This is a genomic window from Allobosea caraganae (genome assembly GCF_003351345.1).
In the GTDB taxonomy this organism is placed as follows: domain Bacteria; phylum Pseudomonadota; class Alphaproteobacteria; order Rhizobiales; family Beijerinckiaceae; genus Allobosea; species Allobosea caraganae.
Genome location: NZ_QQTO01000008.1, coordinates 1 through 13224, shown reverse-complemented (window position 1 = coordinate 13224; position 13224 = coordinate 1). Strand labels below are relative to the sequence as shown.

The 13224-nt window shown below is 60.8% G+C and carries 4 protein-coding genes; 3 read left to right on the top strand and 1 reads right to left on the bottom strand.

The genetic code is table 11. The annotated features are described in order from the left end of the window. The first annotated feature begins 231 nt into the window (after positions 1-231). Positions 232-990, top strand: a complete 759-nt coding sequence (locus tag DWF00_RS04205; protein WP_245973743.1) for a DNA polymerase — start codon at positions 232-234, stop codon at positions 988-990. A 206-nt stretch (positions 991-1196) separates the two neighbouring features. Here the strand turns inward: DWF00_RS04205 and DWF00_RS04200 are convergent, their stop codons facing one another. Next, positions 1197-5744 (bottom strand): NACHT domain-containing protein, encoded by a 4548-nt coding sequence (locus DWF00_RS04200; RefSeq protein WP_147283852.1) that lies wholly within the window; start codon positions 5742-5744, stop codon positions 1197-1199. A gap of 181 nt (positions 5745-5925) precedes the next feature. Between DWF00_RS04200 and DWF00_RS04190 the strand changes: the two genes are divergently transcribed. Both DWF00_RS04190 and DWF00_RS04185 read left to right on the top strand, forming a co-directional pair. Next, the gene (locus DWF00_RS04190; protein ID WP_114832840.1) at positions 5926-12219 is read left to right on the top strand and encodes a hypothetical protein; all 6294 of its coding nucleotides are present in this window, start codon (positions 5926-5928) and stop codon (positions 12217-12219) included. 175 nt (positions 12220-12394) lie between these two features. Then, a complete protein-coding gene (locus DWF00_RS04185; protein ID WP_114832841.1) occupies positions 12395-12901 on the top strand; it encodes a hypothetical protein in 507 nt (168 codons plus the stop codon). The last annotated feature ends 323 nt before the right edge of the window (positions 12902-13224 follow it).

Sequence of the window (13224 nt, the reverse complement as noted above, 5' to 3'; positions counted from 1 at the left end):
CTCAGAAAGCTCGCCAAGCTCCTGCCCAACGGAACGCAGGTGAGGGCCGCGTGAAGGGCGAATGCGCCCGCAGGCAAATCGCAGCTCGTGATCGCCTCGCTCGCAGGCCGACTTTTTCAACGGTATCCGCCATAAGCGGAACTTGGGACCCCGCCCGAAAACAGACCCCCGCTGCGCTATCACGTCAGGTTCGATATCGCCCCCATTGGGACGCTCGGAAAGCCCGCTCACGTGTTTGGCTCGCGCACATCGCGCGTCCAACTGCGTAGCCCCAGCCTTCAGAACATCCCGAAACAGTTCCGGTCCATCATCAGCGCGCGCGCCGGCGCCCAACTTAGCTATGTCGACTTCGATCAGTTCGAGGTCGGCATAATGGCGGCCCTCTCTGGTGACGAGGAACTTAAGCGCCTCTACGCTGCAGGTGACATGTACGATCTTTTTGCGACCACGCATCTGGGTCTCGTCGGCAACCGGAAAGCCGCCAAGCAACTCTTCCTTTCCTACGCGTACGGGATGAGCCGGAAAGCTCTAATCGACGCGGCCTTCGCACTCGGGGTGGACCGACAGAAGGCGAAGGAAGCATTCCGACTCTTTCAGCAGTACGAGAACTGGAAGAAGTCCGTCTGGGCCGAGTTCCAGCGCACCGGCCGCGTTACCACAGTCTTCGGTAACCACTATCGACGGACCGGCGCGGGGCAGCTCACCGGCAAGGAGCAGCGCTCGGCGGTCAGCCAAGTGGTCCAAGGGACGGCATCCCTGATATTCAAGCGCGCGCTGTTAGCGGTCGCCCCCATCGGTGACGTGCGGGTGGTCTTGCCCATGCACGACGCCCTGCTGTTCGAACACACCCTTGCCGACACGCCAGCCAAGGTCATTGACGCCTTCGAGGGAGTCATGACCGATGTGCTCAATTCAATGGTCAACGGCAAGGCGTCGATCAGCGACTTTGCCGAACTTGGACGGCCTGAGCACGGCTTCCAGGGCGGCTAGGCGAGACAGGCTGTCCGAGGTCAGGTGCAATCCTCGGTTTGGGACTAGAGGGGCAACAACAGCATGAACGATAGGCTGCCTTTCGATGGTTTCGACGGATCAGTTGGAGGGCAGCCTGCTCGATGCCCTACGTTCTTGTCTCCGTACACCGCACGTCAGGCTTCTGTCGCGAGCACGATGATCTTCGACTTGGGCATTTCAGGAGATCAGCGATGCGCGAGAAACTCCGCCAACTGGCTGGCCTGAGGATCGTTGCGCGCGAACTGAAGCTCGCCCCAAATGGTTGTGCCGTCAAACCGGTAAATGCCCCAATAGTCGAGTTGCCCTCCCCAGCCATGCCTATGGGGACGTCCGCCATGGGCGCTCTTTTCGCCCGTGATGACCCAGACAAGCTCAAAGTCGTCGCGCGCGAGTAAGGCACAAAGCGCATCTCGATCGACGACCGCGGCGCTATGGCCAGACGCCTCAGCGGATGGGTCCTTGAATATGATCCGGCCCCGCGCGTCGCTGTAGGCCAGCGAGCGCCCTTCTGCGAGGCGCAAACCGAGGCCCCTCATCAAGCGCGGACCAGGGATTGTGAGGTTGAAGCTCTCCTCGATCGAGTAATTGTGCCCCGAGCGTTCGACGTAGCGATCGGCGATGGTGCCGAAGACCTCGACTTCAGGTTCACCCATCCGCCAGTCGTCGCGCAGGGTTTCATAGGCGGGGTGCCACGGGTATTCGCCAAGATAAGCGTGCCATGGCAACTCAATTTTTGGCAAGTGATCACGCTCGCCGTTCGGGCCCCGTAAGAGTCGCATCAGGAGTTCAACATCACTTCGCCGGACCAATAGCGACTGGATCTTGTGCCAAGTCATGCGCAAAAAGACGCGCTCGCCCTCGAGCAAGACCGATTGGTTGCGAGTGGCCCCCATTTCCAGAACGAACCAGTGCCGGCCATCGGGGTCGCTGACCTGGAATTGCATAGCAGGATCCGGAATGTCGCGGCTCTCGTCGCGCATCCAGGCCATACGAGCCTTGGGCGGGTCCTCACGCCAACGCGGCGCGTGAGGTGACCACCAGGTTGCAGGCTGGCTGCTTGCATCGCGCTGAGCAGTGCGCGTCACAAGAATGGTTGGGTCCATCTCACGTGTTTCGACCTGCCATGAGCCCGAATAATACCGTGGCTCATCGTTGTAGCCGCCATCGACTGCGACAAAGTCGGAAAGCCGACCTGTCAGTTCATGAAGGGCGATCCACTGGTACTTCTTACCGATCCGCTCGATACTGTGCTCACTACGGCCCCGGCTCGGCATGTCCCGTTCAAAATTGGCGAAGCGCTGAGGCGTCCATCCGAGGTCATGCGCACGCCACGCGATCCATCGTCGCGCCTTCTGGCTATCGTAGCTTGGGTATCTTGGCGATGTGTCGGCATCCCACATCGCCTGCTCGACCCAGACTTTGCCATAAATCCTATATTCGCGAAGCTCTGTCTCGCTGAGTAGTGCTTGAAATTCATTAGACGCCGCTTCGCGTTGCTCCTCAACGTCATCTCGCTTTGGCTTCTCAATCTCCGCCCCCTGAATATCTGGGGTGTCCTCAATCGCGTTAAGCCACATGTTGAAATCAAAGGGCATACCGCTCAATTGCCCGGAAAGGTCGATGACGCGTTGGAGTGCGGCCGTACGCTCAGGATGCGGTGCGACCGCCTGCGCATACCAATCGCCATACTGTGCCCTAATGGAACGGCCGACCTCCTCGCGCGGAAGCTGAAGAAATTTGCGCACCAGCGGGTCGATTTCGTAGCGCGCGAAATCACCGTCTTCGACGGCAGAGCTCACTATATCGTCGCGCAGAAGAGTACCACCATAGTCTTGCACGAAACGCTCCAGCACTGCGTCGCCTATTTCCTCGAGCGGTGCGCCGGAGGGATAAGGGCCGCGTACGCGATCGAGCGATATGCCTGCGGGTATTGCTCCACGATGTGCGGCAAGCTCAATAATGCCGCGCGCATGATCGCGAATCAGCGCGTGCGCGCGAATCGGATCGTCCGCGAAAACTGCACCATAGGCAGCCTCCGCGAGTGCAGCGAGACCGTCGTCGTTGTGCCTGCGTGTGGCTGCACCGTAAGCAGCGGCGAGCACACGGTCGACGACATAAGGGTCATTCACGTCTGCAAAACGCTCAATAAGTTGCGCGGCAAGGGGGCGCCGTTCGACGAGCAGCGTTGCTAGCGCCTTAGTCGCCATGTCGCGAATCACGCGATGGCTGAGGCTGGTAAGCCAGGAAAGCGTCATTGCGGTCAGGCGAGCACGCTCAGGTTCGATTGGATTCAGGCCGTTGGCGAGTATCCACTGAATGAGAGTGTCGATCGCATTATGTTCGTTCCCGGCTAGATATGTAGCGCGCACCGACCAGAGCTCGTCGCGTTCGGGCAGCGACATCGGCCGGAGCCAACCATCCAAATGGTCAGCATTGAAGGCGTTGCCGGGCTCCGTCGCGATTGCAATCATGGTGTCGAGCCAAGGATCGCCATCCATATAACCGGCGAACTGATCGAGAATATGCAGCGTGCGAGCGCTGAAGGCGCCCTGGCGCCGCCACAACAAGCTCGCGCGAAAACCGGGTACGAGATCGTAACGCGCGAATTCGTCATCGACCAGTTCCATCAGCTCGACGCCAAAGCGTTCGGGCAATTGTACTGCGAACGCCTCGGCGATGCCTGCAAAGCGCGACGTATGTCGCCCAACCACATAATCTCGTAGTGGGCCGTCCGGCGCGAACGCGGGCGCGGGATCATCGGCGGTGATGGCCGCGTCCAGCAGGGCCTGCGCGATGCGGTGGTCACTCAGCCGCTCGAAAGTGAAGCGGACCATCTCGATCGTGGTGGCTCCGTCGACCAACGGCTCGACGGTGAGGACGCCCTCATTCTCAAGCTGGAAAAACAGATTTTGTTCTGTCTGTCCGTGGGAGGGATGCAGTTCCTCTAGCAGGGCGAGAACTCTCGCAATCGGCAGATAGCCACTGCGTTCATCGACCATTGCCTGTGTAAGCACTGACAGAGCGCGCTCGACGATTTGTAATCGGGGAAACAAGCCCATTCGCGAGGTGATCGCGTCCGAGACCGAAGCGAAGTAGAAATCGAATACGCTTGAGACCCCGACAAGCCCGCGCGGAAGCTCGTGCTCCCGACGGCGCTCGAGCGCGTCGCAGCAAGTGCGCAAAAACAGTGGATTCTCGAACTCGGGTGAGAAATTTGGTGCGGCCATGCGAACGATGCCACGATGATCAAGATAGCGCTGCGCGGCTTCTGCCGCTCGGCCGGAAAAGCCGGGATGCGCGAGGCGCGGCAGTGCGGTTTCATCGACCTCGTGCACGATAAAGGGCAGGAAGGTCGTACGACACGACAGGACCAACGCAACATGTGGAAAGCGATTGGCGGTGGCGAGGAACGAGGTCAGCCTTCTGGACCAAGTGGCAATGCCACCGCGCTCGTTGATCGCGTCGATCATGACGAGCGCGCGCGTGCCAGCAGCCTCGCCGGCGGCATCGAGGGCCCCGAGAATCGTGTCTGGAGTAGCGTTAGTGAGTCCGAGCTGGTCGCCAATCTGACGCCAGGGTTCACCATCAACGAAACTTGCGCCAAGGAGGAGAACGGCCGGAAAGCCATGGGCAATTTGATGGTCGGCCACATCAGCCAGCAGATGGGATTTGCCTACACCCGCTTCACCGGTGACGAGGAGGCGATGCGCATTTGCCAACCGGCCTTCCGGCGCATTGATCGCTTTGGAGAGTCCGTCGAGCGCCCCATATAGACGGTCTGCATAATGGTGCGCTCGCCTCACCTCTTCCCGGTCACCTCCCGGCTGGCTGCGCAGATCCCAAACCGCTGCCGAGCAGGCGCCCAGTGCCGCACTTGCTTGATCGAGCGCTCGCTCCCACGTCTCAAAGGGTACCGGCTCGGCAGGTCCCATCGGAGCCGTCCGGATCGACGTACTTATCGCGCGAAGCTGAGCGTCGAGAGCTGTTCCTGGCGCGGCGGCCGGTCCAGATGCAAGCAGCCGGGCAATGCAGTCGGTCGCGCGATGCCTGGCTTCATCGATGTCGTCCGCGAGGTGCCGAAGGCTATCCGTAAACGCCGGATCTCGCGCGATCGCGGACAGCCCGCGACGGACAGGAAGTTCGATATTGAGCTCAGGAGTATAACGCTTGCCCAGCGCTTCGCGAGCGATCTCGAAGCGAGTTCGGAACCACTCAGTCGTGAATTGAATTGCATCGAACCAATATTGCCGCCGCCCAGCGTGGCGTGGATCGGTTCGCGACAGGCGCTCGATCAGCTGAGTTTCGTCCCACAACTCGATGGTGACAACGCGCGGAAGGATTGCGCTCGTTCGGGCCTTCACCCAAGCGTTCCAGCGATCGCGCTCGGAAATTCTGCCGCCGATGCGTCCATCCGAGAGGTTGAATGGTAGGCAGACGATAAAGCGCACCAGCCGAGGGTGCCGTTCGACCGCATGGGTGAAGGAATCGGTCAGTTGCGATGCTTCGCTGCTGCCCAGATCAAAAAAATACTTAGCTTGCCAGCCAGTCTCCTCCTCATCGCGATCGACCCGATAGCACTCCAACCCCGCATCGGCACCAGCACCCTTGCGATAAAAGGGCACACCAGACGGTGTCTCCAGAGCCGCGAGCTGGCAGACTAACTCTTCGAAGCCACCGTGCTGGCTACCATGATGAGGTCGTATGACACGGAAATCGATCGTAGCAGACGGCATGGGCGCTCAAGTTCTTCGTGTCGAGACACGCTAACGTTGCGGGAGTTCGCCCCGGGTCTCGCCAGAGAGCCAATTCCCGGCACTCTCCTTTGAGCCGGCACGCAGTTTGTGTCGGAAAACAGATGACCTACTCTTCCTTCAATACCAGCGAATCAGCCGGAAGCTACATCAAGCTTAAAGCATGACGACAAAGAACAGAGCTTATGCTGACCTCGTTCGCCCGAGCCGGGACGGCGACCAGTTTCACTATGCCTGGGCCGCGAGGCGTACGCTGGCGATGTTGCCCCCCGCCTCGACGCTTGTCGCGGTCACGATCGAGGGAGTGGCACCGGGCGAGGGCGAGGAGATCGGGGCCGGCCTCGATGTAATCGACGTGGCCGAGTACTTTGGTAGTACCGATTTGGCGTCGGCTACACGCGTCGTCTATTTGCAACTTAAGCATTCGACTCAACGAGCCGAAAGCCCGTGGCAGATGAACGGCCTCAAGCCGACACTCGCTAAGTTCGCGGAACGCTATGTCGAGCTAGTCGCCCGCTTCGGTGTCGAGGACGTTGCTAAGCGCTTCTTCTTCGCGTTCGAGACCAACCGGTCGATTGCCGAGACGGTGACGGATGCGATTGCGACTATCCACGCGGGGAAGTCCGACGCGGATGAGACAAGTCTTACCAAGACCACAGGCCTGACGGGCTCCGCCCTGCACGGCTTCGTCGCTCAGCTCACGCTCAATGCCCGAGCGCCCGACTACCTGGAGCAACGCCGGCTGCTCGGCGCCGATCTATCCGCCTATCTGCCAGACAGCGACAAGGACGCCCCCCTTCAGCTCAAGGATTTGGTTACGCGCAAGGCCACGTCGGAGTTCACCGGCAATCCCTCAATCACCCGGCACGACGTGCTACGCGCCATCGGAGCGAGCGAGCTGGAACTGTACCCTGCCAAGTCGTTGATCGAGAGGCCAGGCGAGCTGGTAGATCGCGAGCAGTTGCCGGATCTCGTGGCGGCAATTGTCGCTGATCGCAACCCCATCCTTATCCAGGCCGAAGGCGGTGTCGGCAAGTCTGTGCTGGCCACGCGCATCGGCGACTATCTTCCTTCGGGTAGCGTGACGATCGTCTATGACTGTTTCGGCAATGGCGCTTACCGCAGCCTTAGCGGCCACCGGCACCGACCTAGAGACGGTCTCGTTCAACTCGCAAACGAACTGGCGGGTCAGGCACTCTGCGACCCGCTAATCCCGACGAACAAGGCTGATGCCAAGGCCTACGCCCGGGCGTTCGGAGCGCGGCTAGAGCAAGCGAGCACTTCGCTACGAGACCGCGACCCAGCGGCATTGCTCTGCTTGGTGATCGATGCGGCGGACAACGCCGAAACGGCAGCGCGCGAAGCGCATGATGGTCCCAGCTTCGCCCGCCTGCTGTTACGCGAGCAACTGCCGGATAATGTGCGCCTGGTGCTGACCGCACGGACGCACCGAGTCGACCTCCTCAACCCACCGCCCACCTCGCGGCGGATCGACCTGTTGCCATTCTCCCTTAGTGAAACGGCGAAGAATCTGCGGGCCGCGTTCAGGAATGCCTCCATCCGCGATGTCGAGGAGTTCCATCGGCTTACATCATCCAACCCACGGGTGCAGGCGACTGCGCTTGCCGGGAATGCGAGCTTGTCATCGGTTCTCGCCGGGTTGGGACCCGAACCATTGACCGTACAGGACACGATCGCCCGCCTGCTCGAGGCGGCGGTAGTCAAGATCCGCGATGAGACGCCGGAGGTGGAGCAGAGGCAGTTCGACAGTGTATGCGAGGCGCTCGCGACCTTGCGGCCCTTCGTGCCATTGGCGATCGTCGCCCGCACGGCTGACGTGCCCATGAGCTTAGTGACCAGCCTCGCCAATGATCTCGGCCGACCGCTCCTCGTCCGCGATGGTGCGGTGCAGTTCAGGGACGAGCCCACGGAAACATGGTTTCGCGAGCGATTCCGCCCCTCAGCAGAGCGGCTGGATGACTTCGTCGCACGGCTACTGCCGTTGGCGTCGTCGAGCGCCTACGTTGCGGCAACGCTCCCGCAACTAATGCTGGAGGCTAACCAGTTCGCCTCGCTCGTGCGGCTATCACTCGAAGGTGGTGCGTTGCCCCAGGACGATGCGGTCGCGCGCCGGGACGTAGAGCTGCAGCGGCTTCGCTTTTCTCTCCAAGCCGCATTGCGCGACAATCAGTATGACGCTGCCGCGAAACTGGCGCTCAAGGCCGGAGGTGAAGTGGCGGCCGGTGATCGGCAGCAGCAACTGATCAGCGCCAATACTGATCTTGGCGTCCATTTCTTCGACGGCGCGCGGATGGCGGAACAGGTTGGCCGCCGCCAAATCGAAGGGGGCAGTTGGACGGGTTCGGAGCACGCCTACGAGGCGGCATTCCTGTCTGGGGCGTCCGCGCTCGCGGGCGACGCGCGGAACCGGCTGCGCATTGCGCATGGCTGGCTCGATCATTGGAACCGCTCGCCTCGAGAAGAATGGACAGGAGAGCGAGTAGAGATTGCCGATATCGCCGAGCTAGCTTGGGCAGAATTGAACCTGCACGGAGTGCAGGAGAGCGCTTGGCAGCTACGCCGGTGGAATCCACGTCATGTCGCTTTTAAGGCCGGGCGTATTATCGCTGCTAGGCTGGTTGATGCCGCACGCTTCTCTGATGTGGATGCATTGGCGCTGGCAGCTGGGAACGACATTGGGCTGCTGCTCGCGATCGGGCTGGAGTTGTCCGCTGTAGGCCGGAACCCGCCGGCCGTCGTTGTTCAGCGCGCGATTGCGCTTCTGGCCAGCCGCCACCTGAAGCTACAAGCAGCTGACGATTGGCGTGGCGGTGAAACGCTGACTGCCGCAGTAACGGCGTTGGTGGCTTCTGCCGCGGAGAGCCGACTGGCACCTCGCCGGAAGCTGATAGGAGTGATGCGCCGTTACCTCCCAGCTCGCCCACCACGTTCGCTGGGTGGTCAGCACGCTAATTTCGATGGTGCGCGAGCTGGCCTTATGAGGGCGTATGCCCTATGGGCAGCGCTAAAGGGTTCCTCGTTGCAGCTTGATCAGCTCGCTGCTCCACAAATTCGCAAAGCGTTGGCCAGCAAGCATCGTCACGATGTCGATGCGGAACGTTTCCGAGAGGACGTCGGAGCATTGCTGCCCTGGGCGAGGCTCTGGGCGGTAGTGACACTTGGGCGGGTCAGTACCGCTGCCGCCGCACAGCGCTTGGCGGAGACAGTCACCGAGTCCACCAAGGCTGAGGGCACATCTTATCGCGAGGAGTCGGCCACAGCAGACGAGGTCGCCGCTTGGTGGGGGGAGATCATAGTCGTCACCAGAGCCGACGCTGGGGAGTGGGCTTCTTTCGACGCGTGGCGGCGCAAGCTCCGGCAGCCCCTCCGAACCAATACGCTGCTCACACTCGCTCATCGACTGGCTCGCTTAGCCGGAGGCCAGGCGCGTGCGCTGGACCTCGCACGCGAGGCGTTTGACCTCGCTTCCCGCGAGCGCGAAGACGCCGAGCAGAAAACCAAGACGTTGATTCAGCTCGCCCGCGCTGTGCTGCCGGCAAGCTTGCCGGAGGCACGGGCATATTTTGATGAAGCGGTCGCCGCTTCGGGGAAGATCGGCTCGGAGAACCTCGCACGCTGGCAGGCCATACTGCATTTGGGTGAGACAGCCGCGCGCGGCGATCATGACGATCCGGAAACGGCATACCGCTTCGCGCGCGCCGCTGAGCTGACCTATGACTTCGTCACGCGGGACAAGCATTTCGACTGGGAACACACGGTCGAGACGCTGGTCGACCTTTCACCCCCGTCAGCCTTCGCCATCCTCAGCCGCTGGCTTGATCGCCGCTTTGGGCGTGAGGAGCGATTGTTGCCTGTGATGGTCGATCGACTGGTAACGCGCGGCAACCTTGACGCGCGAACCGCGCTGGCGTTGCTCCCGATACGAAGCTGGTGGAAGCAGGATGAGTTGCTGGAAAGCGCCTTGGCCGCCGAGCGCGATCCCGGCCGGAGGGCAACTGCGGCGCAGTATTTTGTGCGCTATCAACGTTTCTCCACCGATGTTGAAAGGCTGCGTAGGGTCGTCGCGCTTCTGCGGTCGTCCAAAATTGACTTGCCAGAAGCCGAAGCTTCGCTCTGTAGCGCGGAGCTTGTTAAAGCTAACCAACCACCCAGCAGTGAGGAACGCTGGAGCCCGTCGTCGAAAGCTACCGCACAGGATTGGAACAACATCTTCGCCAACTTATCGCTTACGTCCGGCCCGGACCTGCTCGCCGCAAGTAATCGGTTCCGGTCCGGCGAAGCGCCTTTCTGGCCGGAGGAGTTTAACCGGCAGGCTATGTCGCGCGTCCGACCCGGTGACGAGGCGGCATTTCTTGACGCATTTCAAGAAAGTCGCTTGCTTGACCTGCTCGACGTGCGTGCCCTTTTGGAGGCCCTGCCTCCCACGTGGAAGCAGCGACTGTCCGTCCGTTCAGCATTGCAGCGCTTACTTCGGAAAGTGTGCCGCCAAGACGCATCACGTGTGTCTGCCAACCGCCACTACGAACTGTTGCCGTGGAAGTTGGCTTTCGAGGTCAGCGGGCTGACAATGCGTGAATTGACAAAGGAGGCTATCAGTACAATCGCCGACACGGCCGTTCCGGACGCTGCCGAGGGTCTGTTTAGACTGGCGGGTATCTTATCCCATCAACTCAGTGACGAGGAAGCGATGGCAGCGCTTCGCTATGGGCTCGATCTGTACGAGCCCTCGTTCGAGCCGACCGATGGCGACGGCGCATGGTCCCTGCGGCTCAAACCGCCGCGTGAAGTTGAGACGGCGATGGCCGGATTCATTTGGGCTGCGCTGGGGTCGCCTGTCTCTGAACGACGGTGGGAGGCAGCACATAGTGTGCGCGCCCTTTGCCTGTTGCGTCGCGATACCGTGCTGTTGAATTTGATCGATCACGCGGAGGGGAAGGCGTTGGATGCATTCGTTGACGCGGACCTCCGCTTCTACGATCAGCACGCACTGCTTTGGCTGTTGATCGCGTTGGCGCGAGCTGCGGATGAGAGCGGCCCCGCGTTGGTGGGACATCTTGATTTTCTGCGCCACAATGCTCGGCGTGACCGACCGCATGTGCTCCAGCGTGGTTTTGCCGCTCGCTCGCTTCTGTCGCTAGCTCGACAGAATCTTCTCGAACTTGAGAAGTGCGAGGCGGAGAATCTGCGGACTATCAACACCTCGCGCCTGCCGCCACTTGCAAAAGAAAGTGCGGCATCTCAGCGAACCGGCTTGAGGCGTTCCTATGACGAGACGCGTTTCTCTTTCGGCATTGACATTGGGCCATATTGGATGGCGCCGCTCGGCCGGGTCTTCGGGCTGGCGCAAGAGAGCATCGAAGACGAGGCAGAGAAGGTCATTCGAGACGATTGGGGATTGAGCGAGAATGGCCGGTGGGACCGCGATGAACGTGCTACCCGCCGTTACTTTGAGCGTAGCAGCTGGCGACATTCGCATGGCACAACGCCTAGGGTTGATGACCTACAATTCTATCTCTCGTTTCACGCGCTGATGACTGTTGCTGGAAAACTATTAGAAACGAACCCAGCACGCACAGGTACTGACGACAGCTGGTCTAGCTTGCCGGAGTGGCTCCAAGGACACGGTTTAAGTCGACGCGACGGCTTGTGGCTGGCAGATCGCCGTGATCCGACGCCTGTCGATCTGCACTCCTTCCCGGCGATCGCTGATGTAGACTGGCCCGCATCGGCGCGGGTTGATGAGGCATACGGCCTGCTGATGTTGCCCGATCACGCAGTCGTAGTATCAGGGCATTGGACCAGCTATGTCGGCCAACGCGAACAAGTGGTCAGCATTAGCAGCGCGTTGGCATCGCGCGATCGATCCGAGGCGCTAGTCCGGGCATTAAAAACTGCAAGTGATCCGCACGACTTCAAGGTTCCAGATTTCCAGGACAGCCTTGAGATCGACAACCCGCCTTATTTGTTCAAGGGGTGGGTGCGCGACGGCACCGGCGAGCGCAGACTCGACGAATACGACCCTTGGGCCGCTAACCTAAACCCGCACGTGCTCGCTCCAGCCGACCCGTTTGTGCGCGATCTGAATCTGCGGGTTGATGGCAGTGAAAGATGTTGGTTCGATACAGCCGGCGTGCCGCAGCTGCGCTCGCAGGTATGGAGCGATGGTGCTGATGACGAAGAAGACAACCGCAACGGAGGCGGCCGCCGACTTCTCGCTACGCAAGATTTCCTGCAGCGGCTCATGCGCTCTACCAGCCTCGATCTGGTGGTAGAAATTAGCTTGCGGCGCAAGTTGATCCAGCCCCGTCACGCACGCGACAAGGAGGGCGAAGTTGCCCGCAAAGTCACAGAAATCGTCCTCCTCCGTCCCGACTGTGAGCCGTGGCGCATTCTCTTCGATCCTCAACCTCGGCCAGGCACTCGTCGCCGAACTTGAGCTCGATCGCTCGACTGACACACTAGGCCGTTGGATGGCACATTATGTGGCCGAACTAATGGATTCGGCACGTTTGGCTCCACCCGAAGCGCGCGATGTAGCGGAAACTCGGTGCGCCTCAGCAATTCTGCAGTTGTGGGAGCATCGCGCGAGCTTATCGACGCAGCGTGTTCCAATGGATTTCGATCATATAGTCGCGGTGCTCAACCGTCTCGATCCGGCTGCTCCGCAACCGGTCTACTTTCGGACAGCGTGGCGGGCGATGGAGCTGGATGCTGCGCAAGGTACGATGGCCGACTCCTCCAGGATGTGGTTGCAGACGGCGGAAGATATAGATCGGGCCGCACGCATAGCGATCCTCTTTGCAATCGGAAAGGCCGCCGAGGCCGAGATGGACCGAGCCAAGCCATGGGTCGCGCTCGCGGAGGCTGCTGGTGCCGGCGGTGCCCCCGACATCCAGCTGGTAAGGCGACTGGTTGTGCTCGCCGAGCACGGGCAACCCGAAAACTCAGCCATAATAGAGGATCTGAAGGACAAGCTGTGCCGCCTTTCTGAGTTCCGTAAAGCGGCCGAGGCAATTGAAGCTGTATGGCATGCGCAGCTAGACTCGGTGACTGCTGCCAAGCCTGGCTCTCCCGGGGTAACGGAAGCTGACCCTCCTGGTCGGGGAGCTGGCTCGTGATCGAGTGAGATACGGCTTCGCGATCGGACCGAATTCTTCAGAGGCAGGGTATCCTCGTCATACCCATCTCGCACCAATTGAACTGCCGCAAAGCGGACGGTGCCAGAGTCTGCAATGGGCCAGATCGAGGCATTGCGCCTGATACGCCCACGACTGCCAGGCAGCTTTCGGCGGCTACAAGAAGTTCGCCTGATAACTAGGTGGTGTGGACTCTTAGGATTCCCATTTTCCGGGGGTTGTGATTCAAGACTGCTTTTGGGAGGCAGTCTTGGGTGTGATGGATCGCCTTGTTCTGAACGACGCGGCCTGGGAGCGGATGGCGC